The organism is Nonomuraea insulae, from assembly GCF_042656245.1.
On the sequence record NZ_JBHSPA010000109.1, the window covers coordinates 67,648 to 91,386 of the forward strand.

Consider the following 23,739-nt stretch of genomic DNA (forward strand, 5'->3'; position numbering starts at 1 on the left):
CTGACCACGGTGTCGATCCCCAAGAGCGAGCTGGGCGGCCAGGCGTGGGAGCGGCTCTGGGCGCTGATGAACGGCGAGGGCGGCGGCTACAACGTGCGCTACCAGCCCCGCCTGCTCATCCGCGACAGCACGGGACCGGCGGGCTAGCTCACCACTCGGCGAAGGAGCCGTCGGAGTGGCGCCAGATGGGCCCGCGCCAGCGGTGGCCGCGCTCGGCGCCGCGCTCGACGGCCTGCTCGTCGATGTCGATGCCGAGCCCTGGCCGGGAGGTCCGCTTCGCGTACCCGTCCCCGAACGTGAGCGGCTCCGGATCCGCGAGGTAGTCCAGGACGTCGTTGCCCTGGTTGTAGTGGATGCCGACGCTCTGCTCCTGGATGAGGAAGTTCGGGATGGCGAAGGCGAGTTGCAGGCTGGAGGCCAGGGAGATGGGGCCGAGGGGGCAGTGCGGGGCCATGCTCACGTCGTAGGTCTCGGCCATCGCGGCGATCCGGCGGACCTCGGAGATCCCGCCGGCGTGGCTCACGTCGGGCTGGGCGACCGCGATGCCGTGCCCGATGACGTCGCGGAAGTCCCAGCGCGAAAACAGGCGCTCGCCGGTGGCGAGCGGGATCGACGTGCTCGCGGCGAGCGAGGCCAGGTTGCGCGAGTGCTCGGGCAGCACCGCCTCCTCCACGAACAGCGGCAGGTACGGCTCCAGCAGCGGCAGCAGTCTGCGCGCCATGGCCGTGGACATGCGTCCGTGGAAGTCCACCACCAGGTCGTTGTGGTCGCCGATCGCCTCGCGCACGGCCGCCACCCTGGAGACCACCTCGTGGGTGCGGGCCGGGGTGTCGATGGGGGTCAGCTCGGCCGAGCCGTTCATCTTGACGGCGGTGAACCCGGCCTGGATCTGCGCCGCAGCCTGCTCCGCCACCTCGGCCGGGCGGTCACCGCCGATCCAGGCGTACATGCGGACCTTCTCGCGCACGGGCCCGCCCAGCAACTGGTGCACCGGCAGCCCGGCGGCCTTGCCCGCGATGTCCCACAACGCCTGGTCGATCCCGGCGACCGCGCTGGACAACACCGGCCCGCCCCGGTAGAAGCCGCCCTTGGTCAGCACCTGCCAGTGGTCCTCGATGCGCAGCGGGTCCTCGCCGACCAGGTAGTCGGCCAGCTCGGCGACGGCCGCCCTGACGGTCTCGGCGCGTCCCTCCACGATCGGCTCGCCCCAGCCGGTGATGCCCTCGTCGGTGCGCACCCGCAGGAACAACCAGCGCGGCGGCACGAGAAAGGTGTCCATGGAAACGATCTTCATAGGGGTTCCGTCCTCGGGGGAATGCTCAACGCCACGATTTAATACTATTACTTCTCTCAGCGGAGCCGGTTCAGCAGCGAGCCCAGCGCCACCAGCCCCACCGACCTGCCCCGGTGGATGGACGGCTACTTCAACTCCATGATCGACATGGACGACCCGCGGCACGCCAAGATCCGCCGGATCGTGTCCAGGGCGTTCACCCCCAAGACGCTGGCCAAGGCCGGGGACGACGTCGCGCTGCGGGCCCGCCGCATCGTGGACGAGCTGATCGAGCGGGGCCCCGGCGACTTCGTGGCGAGCGTGGCGATGCGGCTGCCGGTCGAGGTGATCTGCGACATGCTCGGCATCCCGTCGTACGAGCACGCGTGGGTCGTCTGGCTGACCAACATCGTCATCGGCTACACCGACCTGACCTCCGCCCTGGTCAACGCCAACATCGACGGCGAACGGCTGAGCCCGCGCGAGTTCGCCACGTTCTTCCTGCTGCTCGTCGTCGCCGGGAACGAGACCACCCGCACCGCCATCGCGCACGGCCTCAAGCTCTTCACCGACCACCCCGGCCAGCGGGAGCTGCTGCCGGCCGACTTCGACGCCCGCATCGGCGGCGCCATCGAGGAGATCGTCCGCCACAGCTCCCCCGTCATCTTCATGCGCCGCAACCTCACCCGCGACCACGACCTGAACGGGCACCTGTTCAAGGCCGGCGACAAGGTCACCCTCTGGTACATCTCGGCCAACCGCGACGAGAGCGTCTTCGCCGACCCGGACGCCTTCGACATCACCCGCTCCCCCAACCCCCACGTCGGCTTCGGCGGCCCGGGCCCGCACTTCTGCCTGGGGGCCAACCTGGCCAGGCGGGAGATCGCGGTGATGTTCCGCGAGCTGTTCACCCGGGTGCCGGACATCAGGGCGGGCGAGCCGGACCGGCTCCTGTCCAGCTTCATCAACGGCTACAAGCGCCTGCCCTGCACGTTCACCCGTACGGAAGTAGCCCATCCCCCGGGTGCGAGCCACCTCGCGGTGCCATCACCTACGGATGAGCCCGGCTGACTGAACAGCGCGGGGGCGGACTGCGTACCTCCTTCTAGAGCGTTGTGAAGGAGGCGGAGTGAGGATGTCCAGGCTCGTTAGGGCGGCGGCGGCCGTGACCATGGGCATGGGCGTGATCGCCGGCGCGCCGGGTGCCGCCGCGGCCGATCCGACGCCCGCCCAGGCCAAGGCCAAGCTGGTGAAGCTGAACGAGCAGGCCGACCGGCTCGTCGAGCGCTACAACCAGGCGACGGAGGCGCACAAGAAGGCCCGGCAGCGCTACGAGAAGCTGGAGACGGAGCTCGAGCGCAAGACCGCGCAGGCCGAGGCGCTGCGCGGCGAGGTCGCCGAGATGGCGGTCAACGAGTATCGGCTGGGCGCCTCGCTGGGCTGGCAGCGCTACGTCATCCAGGGCCGCCCCGAGGCGGTCCTCGGCAGCATGGCCACTCTTGAGCAGATCGCCCTGGACAGGGCGGCCACGGTGCGGGCCTTCGAGGCGGCGACCAAGGAGCTGCGCGAGCGGCGCGACTCGGCCAAGGACGTGCTGGGCGAGGCCGACAGGGCGCGTGACGACGTACGCGATGACAAGGCGAAGGTCGAGAAGCTCGTCAGCGAGCAGATGAAGTTGCTGCGCCGGCTGGGGGCGTACAAGAGCGGCAACACGCGCGGCACGGGCGCCACCTACACCGGCCCGGCCTCCGGGAACGCGCGTCAGGCGCTGCAGTTCGCCTTCGCCCAGGTCGGCAAGCCGTACCGGTACGGCGGCACGGGGCCGGGCTCCTTCGACTGCTCGGGGCTCACCCAGGCCGCCTGGCGCGCGGCCGGCGTGCAGTTGCCGCGCACCACGTACACGCAGTGGAGCTGGGGTTCCGGGCGGCGCGTCTCCGTGAGCGAGGCGCAGCCGGGCGACCTGCTGTTCAGCAGGGGCCTCGGGCACATGGGCATGTACGTGGGCGGCGGCAAGATGCTGCACGCCCCGCAGACCGGGGACGTCGTCAAGATCGTCGACCTCGACGCCTACTGGCGTAACCGCCTCATCGGCGCGATCCGCCCCTGAGCATCGGGCACACGGAGTTTCCCGATTCTGCCGATCGCACACGGGTACGTCATGGTATGGATCTGTAAGCGCTTTGCCCGCACCCCTCGCGAGCTCGCGCCACGGTCATCCGCCCACCCAGCGTTGACCACACACCGCTATTGAGCGGCTACCCATCGTCAACCTAAGGTTGTGAGACAGATCGAGACGCATGACGGAGGTCCCGGATGCCCTACCTGACCCAGCTCGCCGACGTCGCCCGCCGCACCGGGCACCCGGTGACCGAGGTGACGGGGTGGCAGACCCGCGGCCACGGGCCGCAGCCCGAGGTGCAGGGCATCGTCTGCCACCACACCGCGGGCCCGGCCAGCGGCGGCGACTATCCGTCGCTCGCCGTGGTGCGTGACGGACGGCCCGGTCTCGACGGGCCGCTGTCGCAGTTCGGGCTCGGCAGGTCCGGCGGCATCTACGTCATCGCCGCCGGCCGCTGCTGGCACAACGCGCCCTCGACCTCACCGCAGCACGACAACTCCTCCTCGATCGGCATCGAGGCCGAGAACAACGGCTCGCAACCATGGCCGGAGGTCCAGCTGGACGCCTACCGGCGGCTGTGCGCGGAGTTGTGCCGCGAGTTCGGGCTGCCCGCCTCGCGTGTCAAGGCGCACCGGGAGGTCAACACCTCCAAGCCCGACCCGCACTCCATCGACATGAACGCATTCCGGGCGGCCGTCGCCGCCCTCATGAACGGCGCGCCCGCGCCGGGATCCTGGACGGAGGAGATCGTGAAGGAACTGCCGCTGATCCGGCCCGGCGACGACAACCACGACGTCAAGACCGTCAGAGGCTGCCTGTTCGCCCGGGGCCACGTTCCTCCCGGCGCGTACACGGGCATCCAGGACGGGCTGGAGGGCTGGCTGAAGTCCACCCAGTGCGACAACGGGCTGGTGGAGCTCGTACGCGGGTTCCAGCGGGCCGAGGGCATCGACGAGGACGGGCTCGTCGGCCCGGAGACGTGGGCGCCGCTCCTGCGCGTGTAACCGGTCACCGCAGGTTGGGCGGCGTGGTCACGACCAGGCCCCAGTCGCGGTCATCGCAGGTTGAGCGGCGTGGTCACGACCATGCCCCAGTCGGACGCGACTCCGTAGTCGATCCAGGCGATCACCGGCCGTCCCCGGCCGTCCAGCGTCATCGTCACGCGCTCGCCGAAGCCGTGCGGCGCCCTGCTCACCGCGACGGTCGCGCACCGTGTGCCGGCGCACCTGGCCACCGCGATCCGCCGCCCGCCCTCGTCCTGGTAGGCCACCAGAGTCCGCCCGGCCCGGTCCACGACCAGGGCGGGCGGGCCGTTCACCGCCCCGGCCAGCTTGACCGTGTCCCCTTGGGCGCAGTCGGGGGTGCGGCAGTCGAGCAGGGTGACAGAACCGTCGTTGACGTCCTGGTAGGCGATCACCGGCCGCCCGTCGGCGCGCATGCCCATGGCCAGGCCGATCACGGGCAGACTGTCGTCCTGGCGGGGCTTGCCGGCGGCGGGCCGGGCCACTTGCGGGCGGTCGCAGGCCGGGTCTTGGCAGGAGATCACGTAGATCGTGCCGCTCGTGTCGTCCACCTGCGCGGCCACGGGGCGGCCGTCCGGGGTTACGGCGAGGACGAAGCCGTTCTCCCCCAGCAGGTGCGCGCCGATGTCCAGCCGCGCGACCTGCTTGGTGACCGGAACGGAACAGACCGGATCCGCGCAGATGGTGAAGGTGACCGTCTCCGTGCCGGTCACCGTCGACTCCTTCGCCGGAACGTCCCGGGCGTGAGCGACCACCAATCCGCCGCCGGGTCGTGCCGCCAGCGCCACCGCCGACTCCTGCGCCCCCACCCGGACCTTGGCGATGGGCTCGCGCGCCGGAGCCCGTACGCAGCCCTTGGGGTCGCAGATCAGCAGGCCGAGCCAGGCCTCGCCGAAGACGCCGCCCAGCATCCGCCACGTCGTCAGGACCAGCCGCCCGTCCGGCAGCGGGGTGCTCGCCGTGACGGGCCACGGGTTGGCGTCCGCGGGCTCGGCCACGACCAGGTGACTCTCACCGCATGAGGCGTCGGAGCAGGTCAGCAGCTTGGCCGGGTCTTGCCAGCCCTCGATGAGCAGGACCAGGCGGGCGTCCCGCCCGGCGTAGGCGGTGCGCAGGTCGCGGGGGCTGAGTTTCCCGGCGAGGGGACCGCCGGTTCGCCAGTCCGCCGACAGGGTGTCCTGCCTGACCTCCAGCCAGCCGAAGGGGTTGATCAGCGCGGTCGCGCCGTGGAGGAGGCCGGGCAGCAGCAGGGCGGCGACGACGAGCCTGGTCCGGGCCGGTGCCGGAGCGTCCGGCGGGTTCTCGGGGAGGGCGTCGATGACCCCCTCGATCCCGCCCTGAGCCGGTCCCGCCCGAGCTGTCCCTGCCTGAGCTGTCCCTGCCTGAGCCGTCTCCGCCCAAGGTGTTCCCGCCCGAGCCGTCTCCGCCCGAGCCGTCTCCGGCTGAGCGGCTTCGGCGCGAGCCGTCTCGTACGAACGCCAGGCCAGCCGCTGGAGGAACATCCGGGTCAGGACGCTCGCCTGGAACGGGATGGTGAGCAGGGCCAGGACGGCGCCGGCCGTACCGGAGGCGAAGGCCGCGAGCGCGTCCGGCACGTGCGGCAGCGCCCAGGCGAGCGCCCGCGCGGCCAGGACCGGCAGGATCAGCACGCCGCACGTGAGCGCGACCAGATCCGGCCAGGTGCCTTCCACGCCCAGCGCGTACGCCCGCCCGATCGACCCCAGCGGGGAGCGGCGCTCCAGGACGAGCGCCGGGCCGGCCAGCAACATCGGCAGCGCGGCCACGGCGAACGGCGCCATCACGATGTACGCCAGCCACACCTGATCGGTCGCCAGCCGCACGCCGAACCCCACGGCCGCCACCGCCAGGAAGGCGAGCAGGACGATCACGACCAGGACGAGCAGGGCGGGCCAGCGGCGGAGCGCGGCCCGCAGCGCGGCTGACGGGGCTATGTGCGCTCCGGTCTGCTGTCCGGCGGCCAGGATCAGGGTCGCGGCGAACACCAGCGTCTGCGCCACCGCCGACCCGATCACCAGCGCCGCCCACCAGAGCGTCATCCCCGTGCCGGGATCGTCCACCACCGCGATCTCATCGTTGACCACCGCGACGGAGCCGGTCAGCGGCAGGGCTCCGAGCAGCGTGAGCGCGCCCACCGGCACGAACACGACGATGCCGGGAACGGCCAGGCACACGAGGTTGCGCGCCGCGGCCACGTATCCGCGCCAGAGCACGCCGCCCCAGCGCGACCGCTCCACGATGGCCGCTGTGTCCACGCGGCCGACTGTGCCAGGCACCCCCGCCCTGTGCCGGGCTGATGGCGAAATAGGTCTGACCGTCCCATCGAGGGCATGCGGGCGGGACAGCGCCCGGCGGGAGCACGCCCCTGGGTAGGCGGGGTGGTGGGCGTGGGATACTGCGGGGATGGCGCGGATCGTCTTCATCGGGGTCGGGGACGTGGAGTTGACGCGCCGCGTCGTCTCCGCCCTCGTGCTCGCCCCCATACTCCGCGGCGAGCTGGAGATCGTGCTGCACGACGACGACCCCGGCAGGCTGGCGACGGCCGAGACGCTGGTGCGGGCGCTGGACGCCGAGGCGGGCGCCCAAGCGAAGATCCGCAGCGTGTTCGACCGGCGGCAGGCGCTGCGCGGGGCCGGGTTCGTGGTCAGCCATCTCGACGTCGGCGGGTTCGAGGCGACCCTGCGCGACTTCGAGATCCCCCATCGGCACGGGCTGCGGCAGACCATCGGCGACACCATCGGCATCGGCGGCGTCTTCCGTGGGTTGCGGACGATCCCGGTGCTGGTGGAGCTGGCCGAGCAGATGGCCGAGGAGTGCCCTGACGCGTGGTTGCTGAGTTGCAGCGACCCGATGGCGATGAGCGGCTGGGCGGTTCACGAGGCCACCGGTTTCGAGCGGTTCGCCGGGTTGTGCCACTCGGTGTGCGACACGCACGCGTACCTGGCGGATCTGGTCGGGCGGGACGAGGACGAGGTGGACTTCCTCAGCGCGGGGCTCAACCACCAGTCGTTCGTGTTGCGCTTCGAGGCGGACGGCCGCTCGCTCTATCCCGAGCTCGACGCCGTGCTCGATGCGGACGCGCAGCTCAGGCGGCACGTACGCGCCGAGCTCTACCGCAAGTTCGGCTACTTCCCCACGCAGTCGAGCGAGCACGCCGCCGAATACGTGCCCTGGATCATGCGCCATCCGGAGGAGACGAGCAGGCTGGGCGTGCCGGTGGAGGAATACCTGCGCCGCGTCGGCAAGAGCCTGCACCTGTACGAGGAGACGCGCCGCGCCCTGTCCGCCGGCCATCCGCTGCTGATCAGGTGGCAGCACCAGGAGCCCGCCGCCGCGATGATCCTGGCGATGTTGTCCGGCGAGGAGAAGGAGATCTACGTCAACGTGCCCAACCGGGGACTGATCGGCAACCTGCCCGAGGGGTGCTGCGTGGAGGTGCCGGCCCAGGTCGGCGCCGAAGGGGTGCGCCCGCGGGCCGTCGGCGACCTGCCCGTGCAGCTCGCCGCGCTCAACCGTACGTTCCTGAATGTCGTCGAGCTGACCGTGCGGGCGGTGCTCGACGGCGAGCGCGCGCACGTCTACCACGCGGCGATGCTCGACCCGAACACGGCGGCCACGCTGACGCTGCCCGCGATCGAGGCGCTCTGCGACGAGCTGATCGAGGCGCACGGCGACCTGCTGCCGCCGGCGGTCCGTGCATGATGGAGTCGATGCCGACCGAGGTGCGGCGCGAGCGCATGCTGGCGATGCTGAGCGAGCAGGAGTTCGCGCGGGTCGCGGAGCTGGCCGAGGCGTTCGGGGTGTCCAGCGTGACCGTCCGGGCGGACCTGGACGCGCTGGAGGAGCTGGGCAAGGTGCGCCGGGTGCGCGGCGGCGCCATGGCGGCCGGGCCCGCGCCGCACGTCGAGCCGTCGTTCGAGCTGTCGCTGGGCACGGCGGCGGTGGAGAAGTCGCTGATCGGGAAGATCGCGGCGGGGCTGGTGGGCTCGGGTGAGAGCGTGCTGATGGGGGCGGGGACGACCACGTCCTACGTGGCCAGGGAGCTGGTGGCGCGCTCCGGCCTGACCGAGGTGACGGTGTTCACCAACGGGTTGCGTACGGCGCTGGAGCTGGAGCCGGCGCTGCCCAGGATCTCGGTCGTGGTGACCGGTGGCAGCCTGCGGCGGCAGCAGCACTCGCTGGTCGATCCGCTGGGCGGCAAGTTGCTGGAGGGCATCAGGGCCCACACCGTCATCCTGGGCTGCGGCGGGGTGGACGCGGCCGGTGGGGTGACGAACGTGAGCCTGCCCGACGCGGAGATGAAGCAGCGGATGTTGCGTGCCGCGGCCAGGAAGATCCTGGTAGCGGACGCGTCCAAGCTGGGCGTGGTGGAGATGGCGCCGATCTGCGCGATCGGGGAGATCGACCTGCTGATCACCGGGGAGTCGGCCGATCCCGAGTGCGTCGCGGCGCTGCGTGACAAGGGGCTGGAAGTCGAGATCGCCCGCTGAGCCCGACGCGGACCGGAGTGCGGAAGGACGGCTCCCTGGCCGGCGGCGGGTAGGTGCCACCGGCCAGGGGCCGCCGTGGTCACGCGCGCAGGGACTCCGGGAGGAGGTCGCCGTGGGCGCGGGTCAGGTCGTCGGCCATGCTCCAGATGGCGTTCAGCGGGAGGGAGGCGGCCGTGTTCGGGTCGATCATCAGGGCGTGCCTGACGTGGCGGGGGTCGCCCTCCAGCGCGGCACGTACAGTGAGCTCATTGACGCTGACATAGGTCCTGTTCAGGGCGGCGAGCTGCGGGGGCAGCGCGCCGATCGCGGTGGGCCGGACGCCGGTGGCGTCCACCGCGCAGGGCACCTCCACCACGCAGCCGTGCGGCAGGTTCGAGATGAGCCCGTCGTTGACGACGTTGCCGTAGATGACGCGCGGTGTGCCGGTGACGATGCTGTGGATGATCTGCGGGGCGTACTCGCCGGTGCCGGAGATGTCGAGTTCGCCGCCGCCGCGCACGAGGTCGCGGGTCTGCTTGTACTCGGCCAGGTTCTCCTCGCTGACGCGCAGGTACTCACCCACCGGGATGCGCAGCCGGTCGAGCTCGTCGTCGTGGTGCATCAGCCAGGGCACGTACTCGGCCGAGTGCTCGCTGGTCTCCGTCGGGTAGTAGCCCAGCCGCCGGTACATGTCCACCCGCACCCGCCGGAGCAGTTGCGGGTCGGCGGCGGCCTCGGCGTCGAGGCGCGGGTACAGGTCCTCCCCGTCGCGCTCGAAGCGCAGCACCCACGCCTGGTGGTTGACGCCGGCCGCCACGTAGGAGATCTCCTCGTACGGCACCTTCACCAGCTCGGCCAGCCCCTGCATGGTCCAGTAGACCGAGTGGCACAGGCCGACGACGTTCTTGACCTTGCCCGACAGATACCAGACGTTCATGGCCATCGGGTTGGTGTAGTTGAGCAGGAGCGTGTCGGGGCAGACGGCGGCGATGTCCGCGGCCAGCGCGTCGAGCAGGGGGAACGTGCGCAGCGCCCGGAAGATGCCGCCCGCGCCGATGGTGTCGGCGATGGTCTGGCGCAGGCCGTACCTGGCGGGGATCTCGAAGTCGGTGACGGTGGAGTCGTAGCCGCCGACCTGCACCATGTTGATCACGAAGTCGGCGCCTTCGAGCGCCTCGCGGCGGTCGAGGTGCGCGGTGACCGTGGCGGCGTCACCGGTGATGCGGTGGGCGACGGCCTCGGCCACCTGGAGCCGTTCGGGGTCGATGTCGTGCAGGGCGATGCGCATGCCCCGCAGTTCCGGGTATTTCACCAGGTCGGCGAGCAGCCCATGGGTGAAGACGACGCTTCCCGCCCCGACGAACACGATCTTCTTCATGAATTTGCTTCCTCCCAGGTGGGCTGCGCCGCGGTGCCCCCGGCGGCGCGGGTGGAAAGGGTGCCGCAGGCCACGGCCACCGCCATGCTCTGCCGCAGGGGCAGGCCGCGCAGGAGGGCGGCGAGCAGGCCGGCGTTGAAGCTGTCTCCCGCGCCGACGGCGTCGACCACGGTCGCGGGCCTGGCGGGCGCCTCGACCAGCTCGCCGTCGGCGAAGGCGAGCGCGCCCCGCTCGCCGCGCTTGACGACGGGGAGCGTCCCGAGGGCGGCCAGCCGCCGCACGGCCGGTTCGAGTCCATCCGTTCCTGGAGTGAGGGCCCCGGCGATGGACCCGGCAATGGACTGGGCCTCGGCCTCGTTCGGCAGGAGGACGTCGGTGAGCGGCAGGACGTCCGCCAGGCCCGCCCAGCGGCCCGCCGGGTCGTCGTTGGTGTCGAGCGAGGTGGACGCGCCCGCCGCCCTGGCCAGCTCGAACAGTCCGGCGAGGCCGGCGGCGAGCAGCGGTTGCAGGAAGTACGACGACACGTGAACGTGCGCGGCCCGTTCCAGCAGCCCTGGCGGCACGTCGGCCGCGGCGAGCCGGTCGAGGCAGCCGGGGGCGGTGAGGATGGCCCGGTCGTCGCCGTCCACCAGCACCACGGTCATCGCGGTGGGCACGGCGGGGTCGACGACGCAGGCGGAGACGTCCACGCCGCCGCCGCGCAGGGCGTCCAGGACGAAGGCGCCGGCGGGGTCGTCCCCGACCCGCCCGACGAAGGCGGTGCGCAGGCCGAGCCGGGCGGCGCCGTACGCGGTGATCGCGCCGGAGCCGCCGAGAACCAGGCCGGCGGCGGGGACGAGCTGCTCATGCTGGCCGAACTCGGGATGGCGAGGCGAACCCGACACGATCACGTCCGGGTTGGCGTCGCCCACGACAAGAAGGTCGAAGGTCGTTCTGGACACCACGGCACGGTCCCAGGAGTTGTGAAACCTTGTCAACCCTTGCGGATTTTCGAAGGTATTGACAAGACTTCGAAAGTCACCATGATTGGCTCCAACATTCCGGGAGGAGCATCCACGATGCGAAGAAGAACCGCGGCGGCCTTGGTCGTGGCGATCATTCTGGCGGTCTCCGGCTGCGGAGGGTCGTCACAGGAGGGCGCCAAGACGGTGGATCCGCAGGCGAAGGTGAAGCTCACCTGGTGGACGGGCCAGCAAGCCGACGCAGAGAAGATCCTGGAGGGGCTGGCGGCCGAGTTCACCAAGCTGCACCCCAACGTCACCATCGAGGTCTCCTCGGGCGCGTCCACCACCGACGAGCTGCTGCAGAAGTTGTCCGCGGGCTTCGCCAGCGGCGTCTATCCCGATATTTCGTATGCTTTCGGGAACTGGGCCTCGCAACTTCAGGAGTCGGGCAAGGCGCTGGACCTGACGGACAAGGTGAAGGACACGGCCGTCAAGTGGGAGGAGTTCCCCGCGGCCGCCCGCACCACCGCGACGCCGAACGGCCAGGTCATCGGCTTTCCCGCCATCGTGGACAACCTCTCGCTGCTCTACAACAAGACGGTCTTCGACGCCAAGAAGGTGCCGTACCCGACCGACGACTGGTCCTGGGACGACTTCAGGGCGGCGGCGAAGCAGCTGACCGACCCGGCGGAGAAGATCTACGGGACCGCGTACTCGGTGAGCGCCTCCGAGGACACCACCTGGCACTTCTGGCCGCTGTTGTGGCAGCGCGGCGGGTCCGTCCTGTCGCAGGACCAGAAGAAGGCCGCGTTCAACTCGCAGGCCGGGGTGGACGCGCTGGAGTTCCTGCGGGCGATGGCGGTGGACGACAAGAGCGTCTACCTCGACCAGACAGACGAGCGGTACGCGCCGCTGTTCGAGGACAACCGCATCGGAATGATCATCTCGGGCCCGTGGACGCTGTTCGAGCTGAAGCAGAAGAAGACCGAGTACGGCGTGACGCACCTGCCGGGCACGAACGGCGACCACCAGACGGTGTCCGGACCTGACCTGTGGACCTTGTTCGACAACGGCGACGCCAACCGGGCCTACTGGTCGTTCGAGCTGACCAAGTGGCTCACCTCGGCGGAGGTGGACGCCCGCTGGAACCTGGCCCAGGGCAACCTGCCGCTGCGCAGCGCGGAGACGTCCCTGCCGGAGTACAAGACCTACATCAAGGAGTTCCCCGGCGTCGAGAAGCTGGTCGACAACCTGAAGAACGCCAAGCAGGCCAGGCCCACGGTCAGCGGGTACGTCGAGATGTCCCGCCACGTCGGCGAGGCCATCGCCAAGGCGCTCCAGGGCGCCGCCACACCCAAGGACGCGCTGGACGAGGCGGCGGCCAAGTCGGCCCAGGCCCTGGCCGGGGGCTGACGATGTCGCTGCTGTTCGCCGGGCGCCGCCCGGCCACCCACCGGACGGCGGCCCCGGCCGCCAGGGTGCGGTGGCTGAACCGCACCCTGGTCGGCTGGGGGTTCGCGGGCCCCGCCACCGCGCTCGTGGTGGGCCTGTCGATCTTCCCGGCCGTGTGGGCGTTCCTCATCTCCCAGCAGAAGTGGAACGGCATCTCCCCCGCCAAGCCCATCGGCTGGCTGAACTACCAGCTCATGGCCCAGGACCCCGACCTGCTCGGGGCGGTCCAGCACACGATCGTGTTCACGCTGCTGTTCGTGCCCTCGTCGATCTTCCTCGGGATGCTCGTCGCCGTCGCGCTGAACCGGCCGATCAAGCTGGTCGGCTTCTACCGCACATGCATCTTCGTGCCGTTCGTGGCCTCGGCGGCGGCCACCGGCATCCTGGCCAACTTCGTCTTCAACCCCCAGTACGGCGCCGCCAACAGCGTCCTGCGCACGCTCGGCCTGCCGCAGCAGCAGTTCCTGGAGAGCCAGTCGCAGGCGCTCCCGGTGATCTGCCTGATCGCGTTGTGGGGACAGGTCGGGTTCACCGTGGTCGTGTACCTCGCCGCGCTGCAGGACATCCCCAAGGACGTCATCGAGGCGGCCAGGATGGACGGCGCCAACCGCTGGCAGGTGTTCCGGCACGTCACGCTGCCCGCGCTGGGCCCGGTGACGGTGTTCACCTCGATCTGGCAGACGATCACCGCGCTGCAGTTGTTCGACCTGGTCTTCACCACGACCAGGGGCGGGCCGCTGGGCGCGACCCAGACGATCGTCTACTACGTCTACACCCAGGCGTTCAAGCTCACCAAGTTCGGCTACGGCTCGGCCGTCGCGTACGGGCTGTTCGCCGTGACCATGCTCATCACCGTCGGGATGATCCTCTACTCCCGGCGCAGCAAGATCGAGGCCTTCTGATGAGACGCCTGCCGTTCAGCCCGTGGCACCTGCTGCTGATGCCGCTGGCGCTGCTGTTCGCGCTGCCGCTGGTGCAGATGGTGCTGACCGCGTTCATGCCGGACAGCGACATCAACCGTTTCCCGCCCCGCTTCATCCCGAGCCGGCTGCAGCTCGACGGCTTCATCGGCCTGTTCAACGAGTCCTCGGCGCTGCGGTGGCTGCTGAACACGGTCATCGTCGCGGCGATCGCGGTCGTCTCGCACCTGATCCTGTGCTCGATGGCCGGGTACGGCTTCGCCCGGCTGAAGTTCTTCGGCAAGAACGCCGGATTCCTGGTGATCCTGGCGACCATCATGATCCCGGCCCAGCTCCTGATGATCCCGACGTACGTCATGTTCAGCCGGCTCGGCCTCATCGACACCCTGGCCTCGGCGTTCGTGCCGTGGCTGGCGTCGGCGTTCGGGATCTTCCTCATGCGGCAGTTCTTCCTGTCGCTGCCCGCCGAGCTGGAGGACGCGGCCCGCATCGACGGGTGCACGACGTTCGGGGTGTTCTGGCGGGTGGTGCTGCCGCTGGCCAAGCCGGCGCTGGCCACGCTCACCGTGTTCACGCTGCTGGGCTCGTGGAACGACCTCATCTGGCCGCTGATCGCGATCAGCGACGAGAACATCTACACGATCCAGCTCGGCCTGGCCAACTTCCAGGGCACCCGGCACACGCAGTGGTCGCTGCTCATGGCGGGGAACGTGGTCGCCACGATGCCGCTCATCATCGCCTTCGTGGTGGCGCAGCGGCAGTTCGTGGCGACCATGACGTTCAGCGGGCTGAAGGGCTGACTACCAGGCCACCTGGAAGGAGGTCAGCCCGTACACGATGTTGAAGGAGCGGAACTCGGCCGGCGGGTCCGCCTCGCGCAGGCCGGGGAAGCGCTCGAACAGGGCCGGGAAGGCGATGTGCATCTCCATCCTGGCCAGCGGCGCCCCGAGGCAGTGGTGCACGCCGTGGCCGAACGCGACGTGTCCCAGCTCGCCGCGGCCGATGTCGAGCCGGTCGGGGTCGGGCACGAGCGCCGGGTCGCGGTTGGCCGTGGGCAGGGCGCATGCCACCAGCGAGTCCTTCGGGATCGTGGTGCCCGACAGCTCGACGTCGGTGGTGGTGAACTTGAACGTGCCCGAGTGCACGATGCTGAGCCAGCGCAGCAGCTCCTCCACCGCCGCGTTGATCCGCTCGGGCTCCTTCCTGAGCAGGTCGAGCTGGTCGGGGTGGCGCAGCAGGGCCAGGGTGCCGATCCCGAGCATGTTGGAGGTGGTCTCGTGGCCGGCCAGCAGCAACAGGCCGGCGGTGCCGATCAGCTCGTCGGTGCTCAGGTCGTCGCCGTGCTCGCGGATGAGCATGCCGAGCAGGTCCTCGCCCGGGTCCGCCTGGGCGCGGGCGACCAGCTCGGCCATGTACGCGCGCGACTCCAGCTGCACCGCGACCCGCTCCTCCACGGGCAGCGAGAGGTCGAGGCTCTTCGAGGTGCGCCGCTGGAAGTCGTCCCTGTCCTCGTACGGGACGCCCAGCAGCTCGCAGATCACCAGAGACGGGACCGGCAGGGCGAACGCGCTGACCAGATCGACCGTCGGCCCCGCGGCCTCCATCGCGTCGAGGTGCTCGGCCACGATCTCCTTGATGCGGGGCTCCAGGCGGCGCATCCGGCGCATGGTGAACTCAGGAGTCAGCATCCGGCGCAGCCGGGTGTGCTCGGGCGGGTCGAACAGCAGCAGGTTGCCCGCCCGCATCCTGCTGAGCTCCTCCTCGCTGATGTCCTGCGCCCCCGCGGGGCGTGGCCGCCCCACCTGCCGGGCGTTGCTGAACCGCGCGGAGTCGCCGAGGACCTCCCTGACGTCGGCGAATCTGGTAATGACGTAGACATCTATATCCAGGCCGAACATGTTGCTGACCCGCGTTACGCCCTCTTTGTCCCGAATCTGGGACAGCTCCGGGATGGGATCGAACCCGGAGCGCCTCATGTAGATGGGCAAGGCCGGGGATTCGCTCATGTCATCTCCTCTGGGACTGCCTGAAATCCCATTATTCGTCCGGAGAGACGCCGGTGCGGAGTGAGGCCAGGTGCGCGATGGCGCGCCGCTGCTCCTGGGCGATGTCGGGGGCGGGCATGCGCAACGCGCCCGTGCCGTGGCCCAGGTGGCTGAGGGCCAGTTTGATGCCCTCCACGGTGCCGCCCAGTGTGGCGAGCACCTCGTCGGCGCGCGCCTGGGCGACGCGCTCCGCTGCCGTGTCCCCGGCGGCCACGGCGGCGGCGAGCCGCGTGAACGGCTCGGGGAAGGCCGCCGACAGCCCGGAGACGACCCCGGCCCCGCCGTTCCTGACGACCTCGGCGAGTCTGGTGTCCGAGCCGGACCAGAGCCGGCTTCCCGGTGGGAGCGCGGCGACGTACTCGGCGAAACGATCGGCCGCCAGGCCGCTCAGCTTGGCCCCGGCCAGCCCGGTCTCGGCGGCGACGGCGGCCAGTTCGCCGGGCTCGACGCTCACGCCGGTGCGCTCGCTGAACAGGTACCCGTAGACGGCGGCCGGCCCCGCCGCGTCCGCCACCGCCGCGAAGTGCCGCAGGACGGCGCCGGTGTCGGCGGGCAGATAGTACGGAGTCAGCGCCGCCACCCTGCGCGCCCCCAGCGCCACGGCGTCGCGCGTCACCGCCACCGACTCCCTGGTGGCGGCGGCCCCCACGTGCACCACCACCCGCTCAGGCCCGAACGCCTCCAGCGCCGCCCGCGCCACCGCCCGCCGCTCCCCCCGCTCCAGCGCGGGGAACTCGCCGGTGGTGCCGCACACGAAGACCCCGTCCACCCGGCTCGCGAGCCGCGCGAAGTACGCCTTGGTGACGCCGAGGTCGAGCTCACCCGCCTCGTCGAAGAACGTGGGCACCGCGGCGAGCACCTCGGGGACGGCGGTGGTCTGGGGCATGCGGAAGCCTCCGAGCGGGGAAGGGCCGGTCCGTGTCAGGAGGTTCACCACGGACCGGCCCTGGAACAGGGGGTTTTCAGAAGACGGGCTGCGGGCGAGGACGTGAGCTGAGCGTGGCGCGGATGCGGCCGCAGGAGCCGTCGAGGTGCTGCTTGAGCGCGGCCAGCGCCGCCTCGGCGTCGCCGGAGCGGACGATACCGCTCAGGTCGGCGTGGTCATCGGCGACGGGCACGAGGTCGCGGTCGGTGTTGGTGATCTCCAGGACGGTGGCGAACAGGGGCCGGTGCAGGGCCCAGGTGGCGGTGAGCCAGCGGTTGCCGCCGAGGGTGTAGAAGCCACTGTGGAAGTCGAGGTCGGCGGCGGCGAACTTGGCGGGGTCGCAGGCCACGGCGGCCGAACGCATCTGCTCGATCGCCGCGTCCATCGAGGTCCAGTCGGCGGCGTCGAGGCGGGCGATGGTCTCGGTGATGGCCAGGCTCTCCAGGGCGCCGCGCAGCGAGTAGAGCTCGACGAGATCCTGGTCGGACAGCCCGCGCACGAACACGCCCCGTTTGCGCGTCTCGACCAGCCCCTCGATCTCGAGCTGGCGGAGCGCGTCGCGGACCGGCCCGCGGCTCACCCCGAAGCGCTCCGCGATCCTGCCCTCGACCAGGTGTGTGCCCACGCTCAGCTCTCCGCGCACGATGAGCGAGCGGAGCTGGGCGAGCAGCTGGTCTCCGAGCGGTGGGTGACGCAACGGATTGGTGATCGTCACCAGCTCTCCTCTCCTGTACTCCACCGGTCCGGAGCCTACCCGGCACCGCTGCATACGGTCAACGTTAACCGTTGACGGTTAACCGTTTGCGGAGTCATAGTGTGCGACAACCGAATCCCGTCGGAAACGTCGCAAGCCGCCCGGCAGAAAGGGAGTCGCCATGGTCGCGACCTCTCCAAAGTCAGACCTTCGCTACACCTGGAAGGTCACGGCCTCCAGCTTTCTCGGCAACACCCTCGAGTACTACGACTTCCTCGTCTACGGCACGGCCGCCGCCGTCGTCTTCCCCAAGGTCTTCTTCCCCGACGCCAGCGGCTTCGTGGCCACGCTGTCCGCCTTCGGCACGTTCGCGGTGGGCTTCCTCGCCCGTCCCCTGGGCGGCCTGTACTTCGGCAGCCGCGGCGACCGGCACGGCCGCAAGTCCACGTTGATGATCACGCTGGTCGTGATGGGCCTGAGCACGATCCTCATCGGCCTGCTGCCGGGGTACGGCACGATCGGGATCTGGGCGCCGATCCTGCTGGTCGTGTTGCGGTTGTTGCAGGGCTTCGCGGTCGGGGGCGAGTGGGGCGGCTCCATGATCATCGTGCTGGAGTCGGCGCCGCCGCGCCGCCGGGGCTTCTTCAGCGCCTGGCCCAACACCGGCGGCTTCTCCGCGCAGATCCTCATCACGGGGGTCTTCGCCTACGTCTACACTCTCTCCGACGAGCAGTTGCTGAGCTGGGGCTGGCGGATCCCGTTCCTGCTGTCGGCCGTGGTGCTGGTGGTGACGTACTGGATGCGGCGCAGCTTGAGCGAGACCCCCGTCTTCACCGAGGCCGTCGCCACCCAGGACACGAAGCAGGCCAACCCGATCCGGCGGATCTTCGTGGACGACTGGCGCAACCTGCTGCTGATCGTCGGGTTGCGCTTCGCCGAGGCGCTGCCGTACTTCCTGCTGACGGTGTTCGCCCTGTCGTACGGGAGCGGCCCGCTCGGGCTGGACAAGGGTCAGCTCAACACCGCGATCCTCATCTCCGCCGTGCTCGCGTTCGTCAGCCACGGGGTGTTCGCCGCGATCTCCGACCGGATCGGGCGGCGGCCGGTCTACTTCTTCGGGGCCGTGGTGGTGTTCGTGATGGCCTTCCCGTTCTTCGCGATGTTGCACAGCGGGTCGATGGTGCTGATCGTGCTGGGCTACGTGCTGGTGCTGAACGTCGGGCACAACGCGATCAACGCCATCCAGCCCGCGTTCTACGCCGAGTTGTTCCCCGCCGAGCGGCGCTACACCGGGGCGGCGGCGGGGCGGGAGATCGCCTCGATCTTCGCGGGCGGGCTGACGCCGTTCATCGCCACGGCGCTGGCCGGGGAGGACGGAACGCGGTGGCCGCTGGTGGCGGCGTACGTGATGGTGGGGGCGGTGGTGACGATGGTGGCGGTGTACAAGGCGCCGGAGTCCTTCCGCCGGGATCTCACCGCCACGGGCACGAGCGTCCGCTGATGGGTGTGGTGATGGCCGGGGAGAGGTGCCCGGCCATCACCGCCGTCAGCCTCCCAGCGCCACCGGCCCGGGCCGTTCGCAGGTGCTCTCCACGTCCACCGCCCGCCCCGAGTGGGCCGAGGAGAGCAGCGACTCCATGACGTCGAGCACGTGGAAGGCCAGCCGGCCGCCCGCCCTGGGCTCCCCTTCCGCGAGGAAGTCGATCAGGCCCACGCCGCGACCCGCCTCCGCGTACCCGGCCGAGACCGGCAGCTCCCGCGAGCCCTCGTCGCCCAGCCGGGTCAGCAGGACGGAGCCGTCGAAGCGATTGGGGTCGGGGACGACGAGCGAGCCCTGCTCGCCGTGCACCTCGATGTTGGGCGCCTTGGTGGCCACCGCGTCGAAGCTCATCACCAGCGTCGTCAGCGCGCCCGACTCGTGGACGAGCACGCCGGTGACGTGGGTGTCCACGGTGACCGGGATCTCCTCGCCCTGGCGGGGGCCCTTGCCGATCGTGCGCTTGGCCCGTGTGCGGCCGGCCGCGCCGATGACCGTCGCCACGGGGCCGAGCAGCGTCACCAGGCTGGTGACGTAGTACGGGCCCATGTCCAGGAGCGGCCCGCCGCCCGGCACGTAGTAGAAGTCGGGGTTGGGATGCCAGCGCTCGTGGCCGGGCGTCATCATCGTCGCCGTCGCCGCGACCGGCCTGCCGATGAGGCCGTCGTTGATCGCCTTACGGGCCGTCTGCGTGCCGGTGCCGAGCACCGTGTCGGGCGCGCACCCGACCCGCACCCCCGCCGCCTCTGCCGCCTCCAGGATGCGCCGCGCGTCCGCGCCGGTCGCGGCCAGCGGCTTCTCGCAGTAGACGTCCTTGCCCGCCGCGATGGCCAGCAGGGCGATCTCGGCGTGCGCGGCCGGGATGGTGAGGTTCAGCACGGCGCCGACGCGCGGGTCCGCCATCAGCTCCGCCACGCTCATCACCTCGACCTCCGGGTAGGCCGCCACCGCCTCCCGGGCCCGGTCCAGGTCCAGGTCGGCCACCGCCACCAGCCGCACCTGCGGCAACCGCTCGATGGTGGCCAGGTATTGAGCCGAGATGGCCCCGCAGCCGACGATGCCGAGGTTCAGCGGCTGGCCCACAACAGTCCCCTTTCGATGATCGTACGCACGCTGTCATGCTCCAGGACGTCGACGCTGTGGCCCGGGGTGGCCACGAAGATCTTCCCCTTGCCCCACCGGCGGGTCCAGATCGCCGGCGAGGTGACCTCCCGGTGCCAGGGGTCCCACTCGCGCACCTTCTGCGTGGTGGTCGCCAGCACGTCGATGTAGCCGTCGCTCAGCACCCAGTACTGCTCGGTGACGAGGTCGAAGTCGCCGATCCCCTCCGTGATGGGGTGCTTGTCCTGGAGCATGTTCACGGTGTACGGGACGAAGTTGTGCCGCTCCGTGCCCGCGTCCTCGTCGTCCGGGTGCTTGCCGGGGTGGCAGGCGAACTGCCCGCCGATGAGGTGCAGGTAGTCGGAGGAGTTGCGGTAGGAGTCGGCTATGCCGCCGTGCCAGCCCGCCATCCCGGTGCCCGCCTCGATCGCCGCCTTCAGGCCCTTGAGCTCGGCCTGCTCGATCGTGCCCATCGTGTAGCACTGCACGATGAGGTCGACTTCCGCCATGTACGCGGGGTCCGCGTAGGGCGCCGGGCTGTCCGCCAGCCGCACCTCGAAGCCGTTCTTCTCAAGGAAGGGCACGAAGAGGTCGGTGGCCGCCACGGGGGCATGCCCCTCCCACCCGCCCCGCACCACGAGGACCCTGCGCGTGTTCTCGCCCGCCATGCATTTCGCCAATCACTCGATGAACCATAAATCGGCTGTGCGCCGCCCAAAGCCGCGAAAGCGGCACACTTCCGCCAATTGTGTCTGAGTCCGGCGGAAAACTCCCGCACTTATTGGCGCCGCTCGGCCCGAGAACTCACGCCGTTATGTGGGACTGGGAGGTGAGGGCGTGGCGGGCGTGGGCGCGGACGTCGGCGTCCGTGTCGGTGAGGGCGGAGCGCAGGGCTTCGGTGACCTCCGGGGCACCCGCCCACGGTGCGGAGGCCAGGACGGCGGCCTTGCGGACGTCCAGATTGGTGTCCGACAGTGCGGTCACCAGCGGTGGCACGGCGGTCGCGGGGTCGGCGATCTGCCGGGCACGATCCGCCCTGCGCCGCCGATCGTCGAGGCCCACTCGCCCTCTAGCCTACTTAATAGGTAGGAAAAATGGAATAACGGTGGGGTTGCGCCACTTCCTCAGCCCTTCATGGCGGTCCTGACCTGCGCTTACACCTACGGCCCGCGAAGATCTGCCACCCTTCAGCGCGGCACGGGCAGGCGGGGGACGGCGGCGACCAGGTCGCGCGTGTACGGGTGCCGGGGCTGGGTGAACACCTCGTCCACGTCGCCCTCCTCCACCACCCGGCCGTCCTTCATGACCAGCACCCGATCGGCGAGGTGGAGCACGACGCCCAGGTCGTGGGAGATGAACAGCAGCGCGGTGCCGTACTCGGCCTGGAGCTCGGCCAGCAGGTCGAGCACCTGGGCCTGGATGGAGACGTCAAGCGCGGAGACGGGCTCGTCGCAGACCAGCACGTCGGGGCGGGGGCCGAGGGCGCGGGCGATGGCGATCCGCTGGCGCTGCCCGCCGGACAGCTCCCTCGGGTGGCGTCCGGCCATGTCCGGCGGGAGGCCAACGCGGGCCAGCAGGTCCAGGACGCGGGCGCGGCGCTCCTGCCTGGGCAGCGACCGCAGCGGCTCGGCGACCAGGCGGCCGCAGGTGTGACGCGGGTCGAAGGAGTCCAGGGGGTTCTGGGAGATGAGCTGGATCCGGGGCCGGAGGGGGCGGCGCAGGCGTTCGCGCAGGGTGCTCCAGGGCTGCTGGTGCAGGGTGACCAGGCCGTCGCCGGGGGCGAGCAGGCCGAGCGCCAGCCTGGCCAGCGTGGTCTTGCCCGAGCCCGACTCACCGACCACGCCCAGGGTCTCGCCTCGGTGCAGGGTGAAGGAGACGTCGTCCACGACGCGGCGGGGGCCGAAAGAACGGGTGAGACCGGCGCCGGCGAGCACGGGCACCGGCTCAGCCGCCAGCCCCTTCACCGCGCCCTTCACCGCGCCCTTCACCGCGCCCTTCACCGGGCCGGTCGCCGGGCCTGATGGTGTGGCGCCGGTGGGGCGAGCGCTGGCGACATGCCGGATGCCCGGGGTGGGCCGCTCGGCCTCGGTCAGGCGGGTGCCGCGGGAGGCCGCCGACGGCACCGCCGCCAGCAGCGAGCAGGTGTAGTCGTGGGCGGGCGTGGTCAGCACGTCGCGGGCAGGGCCCTCCTCGACGATCCGGCCGTCCCGCATGACGAGGATGCGGTCGGCGATCGACCCGACGACCGCCAGGTCGTGGCTGATCAGCAGCAACGCGGTGCCCGCCGCCTTGCGGTCGGCGAGCAGCCGCAGGATCTGGGCCTGTACGGTGACGTCGAGCGCCGTGGTGGGCTCGTCGGCGATGATCAGCTCGGGCCCGGCCGCGATGGCTGAGGCGATGAGCACGCGCTGCCTCAGCCCGCCCGACAACTCGTGCGGGTGCTGCCCGGCCCGCACCTCCGGCTCCGGCACGCCCGCCGCCTCCAGCAGCTCCAGCACCCTGCCCGCGCGCCGGGACCGCGGCACCACGTCGTGCACGGCCAGCACCTCGGCGATCTCCGCCCCCACCGTGCGGAGGGGGTCGAGCGAGACGAGCGCGTCCTGCAGCACCAGCCCGGCGAACCTGCCCCGCAGCCGCCGCCACTCCCCCGGTCCGAAGCCTCGCGCGTCCTGGCCCGCGATCGTGAACGTGCCCGCCCGCACGGCCGAGCCCGGTCCCGCCAGGCCGAGCAGGGTCCGCGCGGTGACGCTCTTGCCGGAACCCGACTCCCCGACGATCGCCACACACTCTCCCGGGGCGACCGACAACGAGATCCCCCGCACGACCTCGCTCCCGCCGAAACTCACCCGCAGATCCTCGACGGCCACGAGAGGAGCCGCGTCGGGGGAACCAGTGGAGCGCTCACCAGCGGAGGCGCCGGCGCGACCATCGGCGGCCGACGCGGCATCCCCGCGACCGCCGGTCGTAGCCGCGTTATCCCCGCGACCGGCCGCTTCCGTTCCAGTGGTCGCCGGGGCGTTTCCTTCGTGCGTGGTGGTCATGAGGTCCTTCCTTCGAAGCGGCGCTGGAGGCGGCGGCCGACGACGGTCAGGCAGGCGACGGTCAAGGTGATCGCCAGCCCCGGGAACAGCGCCTCCCACCAGGCCACCCGCAGGTAGTTGCGAGCCTCGGAGAGCATCGCGCCCCACTCGGCGGCCGGGGGTTGCGGGCCCATGCCGAGGAAGCTCAGCCCCGAGCTGGCGATGATCGCCCCGCCGAGTCCGATCGTGGCCAGGACCGGGATCGGGCCGAGCACGTTCGGCAGCACATGTCCCGCGTTGATCGCCAGGCGGGAGCGGCCGAACGTGACCGCCTGCTCGACGTAGCCGGAGCGGCGGACGACGAACGTCTGGGCGCGGATCACGCGGGCGTAGTTGGGGATCTGGGCCACGGCGATGGCGAAGATCACGTTTCCGGTGCCGGGGCCGATGATCGCCACGATGAGGAGGGCGAGCAGCAGTTCCGGCAGGGTGGACAGGACGTCGAACGCGCGGGCCAGGGCCTCGTCCAGCCACTTCGGGGACAGTCCCGCGGTCAGGCCGAGCAGGACGCCCGAGGTGACGGCCAGGGCAGTGGCGGCGACGCCGATGCTGATGGAGTGGCGGGCGCCGTAGACGACCCTGGCCAGCACGTCGCGGCCGAGATGGTCGCTGCCGAACCAGTGCTCGCCCCCCGGCGGCGCGAGCGCGCTCAGCGGGTCGGCCGCCAGCGGATCCACGCCGGCGAGCAGCCCCGGCACCGCCACGGCCAGCGCGAGCAGCAGGAGGAACACGATCGGGGGCAGGAGTCTCGGGGCGGGCATG

The 23,739-nt window shown here is 71.0% G+C and carries 21 protein-coding genes and 1 pseudogene; 10 read left to right on the forward strand and 12 right to left on the reverse strand.

Annotation, left to right across the window (positions count from 1 at the left end; translation table 11 throughout):
* Window positions 1-147 (forward strand): hypothetical protein, encoded by a 147-nt coding sequence (locus ACFPZ3_RS61110; RefSeq protein ID WP_465263608.1) that lies wholly within the window; start codon window positions 1-3, stop codon window positions 145-147.
* 1 nt (window position 148) lies between these two features.
* On the opposite strand, the gene dgoD is transcribed toward ACFPZ3_RS61110, so the two are convergent.
* Complete coding sequence (dgoD, locus tag ACFPZ3_RS61115) at window positions 149-1,294, reverse strand: galactonate dehydratase (protein WP_379523632.1); 1,146 nt, start codon at window positions 1,292-1,294, stop codon at window positions 149-151.
* 69 nt (window positions 1,295-1,363) lie between these two features.
* On the opposite strand from dgoD, the pseudogene ACFPZ3_RS61120 reads away from it, so the two are divergent.
* The 3 genes and pseudogenes from ACFPZ3_RS61120 to ACFPZ3_RS61130 form a co-directional block, all read left to right on the forward strand.
* Window positions 1,364-2,344, forward strand: a pseudogene (locus ACFPZ3_RS61120) (cytochrome P450); the annotation flags it as partial.
* Between the two features lie 64 nt (window positions 2,345-2,408).
* Window positions 2,409-3,380: a C40 family peptidase gene (locus ACFPZ3_RS61125; RefSeq protein WP_379523633.1), complete on the forward strand. Its 972-nt coding sequence runs from the start codon at window positions 2,409-2,411 to the stop codon at window positions 3,378-3,380.
* A gap of 206 nt (window positions 3,381-3,586) precedes the next feature.
* The gene (locus ACFPZ3_RS61130) at window positions 3,587-4,396 is read left to right on the forward strand and encodes a peptidoglycan recognition protein family protein (RefSeq protein ID WP_379523634.1); all 810 of its coding nucleotides are present in this window, start codon (window positions 3,587-3,589) and stop codon (window positions 4,394-4,396) included.
* Between the two features lie 50 nt (window positions 4,397-4,446).
* Here the strand turns inward: ACFPZ3_RS61130 and ACFPZ3_RS61135 are convergent, their stop codons facing one another.
* On the reverse strand, window positions 4,447-6,687 hold the full coding sequence (locus ACFPZ3_RS61135; RefSeq protein ID WP_379523635.1) for a hypothetical protein: 2,241 nt from the start codon (window positions 6,685-6,687) through the stop codon (window positions 4,447-4,449).
* A 148-nt stretch (window positions 6,688-6,835) separates the two neighbouring features.
* Between ACFPZ3_RS61135 and ACFPZ3_RS61140 the strand changes: the two genes are divergently transcribed.
* Together ACFPZ3_RS61140 and ACFPZ3_RS61145 are read left to right on the forward strand one after the other, a co-directional pair.
* Window positions 6,836-8,134, forward strand: a complete 1,299-nt coding sequence (locus ACFPZ3_RS61140) for a family 4 glycosyl hydrolase (RefSeq protein WP_379523636.1) — start codon at window positions 6,836-6,838, stop codon at window positions 8,132-8,134.
* An 8-nt stretch (window positions 8,135-8,142) separates the two neighbouring features.
* On the forward strand, window positions 8,143-8,922 hold the full coding sequence (locus tag ACFPZ3_RS61145) for a DeoR/GlpR family DNA-binding transcription regulator (protein WP_379523637.1): 780 nt from the start codon (window positions 8,143-8,145) through the stop codon (window positions 8,920-8,922).
* Between the two features lie 79 nt (window positions 8,923-9,001).
* On the opposite strand, the gene melA is transcribed toward ACFPZ3_RS61145, so the two are convergent.
* Entirely contained in the window at window positions 9,002-10,279 is a 1,278-nt protein-coding gene (melA, locus tag ACFPZ3_RS61150; RefSeq protein WP_379523638.1) for an alpha-glucosidase/alpha-galactosidase, read from the reverse strand.
* Complete coding sequence (locus ACFPZ3_RS61155) at window positions 10,276-11,220, reverse strand: carbohydrate kinase family protein (RefSeq protein WP_379523639.1); 945 nt, start codon at window positions 11,218-11,220, stop codon at window positions 10,276-10,278. The genes melA and ACFPZ3_RS61155 overlap by 4 nt, the downstream gene beginning before the upstream one ends.
* 117 nt (window positions 11,221-11,337) lie before the next feature.
* Between ACFPZ3_RS61155 and ACFPZ3_RS61160 the strand changes: the two genes are divergently transcribed.
* The 3 genes from ACFPZ3_RS61160 to ACFPZ3_RS61170 are packed head-to-tail and all read left to right on the forward strand — an operon-like array spanning window position 11,338 to window position 14,395.
* Window positions 11,338-12,636: an ABC transporter substrate-binding protein gene (locus ACFPZ3_RS61160; protein WP_379523640.1), complete on the forward strand. Its 1,299-nt coding sequence runs from the start codon at window positions 11,338-11,340 to the stop codon at window positions 12,634-12,636.
* Between the two features lie 2 nt (window positions 12,637-12,638).
* Window positions 12,639-13,577, forward strand: a complete 939-nt coding sequence (locus ACFPZ3_RS61165) for a carbohydrate ABC transporter permease (RefSeq protein ID WP_379523641.1) — start codon at window positions 12,639-12,641, stop codon at window positions 13,575-13,577.
* Window positions 13,577-14,395, forward strand: a complete 819-nt coding sequence (locus tag ACFPZ3_RS61170) for a carbohydrate ABC transporter permease (RefSeq protein WP_379523642.1) — start codon at window positions 13,577-13,579, stop codon at window positions 14,393-14,395. Before ACFPZ3_RS61165 ends, ACFPZ3_RS61170 begins: the two co-directional genes overlap by 1 nt.
* Here ACFPZ3_RS61170 and ACFPZ3_RS61175 read toward each other — a convergent pair whose 3' ends face one another.
* The 3 genes from ACFPZ3_RS61175 to ACFPZ3_RS61185 form a co-directional block, all read right to left on the reverse strand.
* Complete coding sequence (locus tag ACFPZ3_RS61175) at window positions 14,396-15,601, reverse strand: cytochrome P450 (protein WP_379523643.1); 1,206 nt, start codon at window positions 15,599-15,601, stop codon at window positions 14,396-14,398.
* Window positions 15,602-15,632: 31 nt separating this feature from the next.
* Complete coding sequence (locus tag ACFPZ3_RS61180) at window positions 15,633-16,526, reverse strand: dihydrodipicolinate synthase family protein (RefSeq protein ID WP_379523644.1); 894 nt, start codon at window positions 16,524-16,526, stop codon at window positions 15,633-15,635.
* A 76-nt stretch (window positions 16,527-16,602) separates the two neighbouring features.
* Window positions 16,603-17,280 (reverse strand): GntR family transcriptional regulator, encoded by a 678-nt coding sequence (locus ACFPZ3_RS61185; protein WP_379523645.1) that lies wholly within the window; start codon window positions 17,278-17,280, stop codon window positions 16,603-16,605.
* Window positions 17,281-17,440: 160 nt separating this feature from the next.
* On the opposite strand from ACFPZ3_RS61185, the gene ACFPZ3_RS61190 reads away from it, so the two are divergent.
* On the forward strand, window positions 17,441-18,760 hold the full coding sequence (locus ACFPZ3_RS61190; RefSeq protein ID WP_379523646.1) for an MFS transporter: 1,320 nt from the start codon (window positions 17,441-17,443) through the stop codon (window positions 18,758-18,760).
* Between the two features lie 45 nt (window positions 18,761-18,805).
* Here the strand turns inward: ACFPZ3_RS61190 and ACFPZ3_RS61195 are convergent, their stop codons facing one another.
* The 5 genes from ACFPZ3_RS61195 to ACFPZ3_RS61215 form a co-directional block, all read right to left on the reverse strand.
* Window positions 18,806-19,879, reverse strand: coding sequence for a Gfo/Idh/MocA family protein (locus ACFPZ3_RS61195; protein ID WP_379523647.1), 1,074 nt, complete (start codon window positions 19,877-19,879; stop codon window positions 18,806-18,808).
* A complete protein-coding gene (locus ACFPZ3_RS61200) occupies window positions 19,864-20,565 on the reverse strand; it encodes a ThuA domain-containing protein (RefSeq protein WP_379523648.1) in 702 nt (233 codons plus the stop codon). Before ACFPZ3_RS61200 ends, ACFPZ3_RS61195 begins: the two co-directional genes overlap by 16 nt.
* A gap of 136 nt (window positions 20,566-20,701) precedes the next feature.
* A complete protein-coding gene (locus ACFPZ3_RS61205; RefSeq protein WP_379523649.1) occupies window positions 20,702-20,959 on the reverse strand; it encodes a HEAT repeat domain-containing protein in 258 nt (85 codons plus the stop codon).
* 125 nt (window positions 20,960-21,084) lie between these two features.
* Window positions 21,085-22,743 carry a dipeptide ABC transporter ATP-binding protein gene (locus tag ACFPZ3_RS61210; protein WP_379523650.1) on the reverse strand — a complete coding sequence of 553 codons (1,659 nt, stop codon included), beginning with the start codon at window positions 22,741-22,743 and terminating at the stop codon, window positions 21,085-21,087.
* Window positions 22,744-22,934: 191 nt separating this feature from the next.
* Window positions 22,935-23,738, reverse strand: coding sequence for an ABC transporter permease (locus ACFPZ3_RS61215; protein WP_379523651.1), 804 nt, complete (start codon window positions 23,736-23,738; stop codon window positions 22,935-22,937).
* Window position 23,739 lies beyond the last annotated feature (1 nt).

Bases quoted from the DNA above. Each gene is read 5' to 3' on its own strand.
- dgoD (WP_379523632.1), bottom strand. From the start codon at position 1,294: ATGAAGATCGTTTCCATGGACACCTTTCTCGTGCCGCCGCGCTGGTTG.
- ACFPZ3_RS61125 (WP_379523633.1), top strand. From the start codon at position 2,409: ATGTCCAGGCTCGTTAGGGCGGCGGCGGCCGTGACCATGGGCATGGGC.
- ACFPZ3_RS61130 (WP_379523634.1), top strand. From the start codon at position 3,587: ATGCCCTACCTGACCCAGCTCGCCGACGTCGCCCGCCGCACCGGGCAC.
- ACFPZ3_RS61140 (WP_379523636.1), top strand. From the start codon at position 6,836: ATGGCGCGGATCGTCTTCATCGGGGTCGGGGACGTGGAGTTGACGCGC.
- ACFPZ3_RS61145 (WP_379523637.1), top strand. From the start codon at position 8,143: ATGCCGACCGAGGTGCGGCGCGAGCGCATGCTGGCGATGCTGAGCGAG.
- melA (WP_379523638.1), bottom strand. From the start codon at position 10,279: ATGAAGAAGATCGTGTTCGTCGGGGCGGGAAGCGTCGTCTTCACCCAT.
- ACFPZ3_RS61160 (WP_379523640.1), top strand. From the start codon at position 11,338: ATGCGAAGAAGAACCGCGGCGGCCTTGGTCGTGGCGATCATTCTGGCG.
- ACFPZ3_RS61165 (WP_379523641.1), top strand. From the start codon at position 12,639: ATGTCGCTGCTGTTCGCCGGGCGCCGCCCGGCCACCCACCGGACGGCG.
- ACFPZ3_RS61170 (WP_379523642.1), top strand. From the start codon at position 13,577: ATGAGACGCCTGCCGTTCAGCCCGTGGCACCTGCTGCTGATGCCGCTG.
- ACFPZ3_RS61175 (WP_379523643.1), bottom strand. From the start codon at position 15,601: ATGAGCGAATCCCCGGCCTTGCCCATCTACATGAGGCGCTCCGGGTTC.
- ACFPZ3_RS61180 (WP_379523644.1), bottom strand. From the start codon at position 16,526: ATGCCCCAGACCACCGCCGTCCCCGAGGTGCTCGCCGCGGTGCCCACG.
- ACFPZ3_RS61190 (WP_379523646.1), top strand. From the start codon at position 17,441: ATGGTCGCGACCTCTCCAAAGTCAGACCTTCGCTACACCTGGAAGGTC.
- ACFPZ3_RS61200 (WP_379523648.1), bottom strand. From the start codon at position 20,565: ATGGCGGGCGAGAACACGCGCAGGGTCCTCGTGGTGCGGGGCGGGTGG.
- ACFPZ3_RS61215 (WP_379523651.1), bottom strand. From the start codon at position 23,738: ATGCCCGCCCCGAGACTCCTGCCCCCGATCGTGTTCCTCCTGCTGCTC.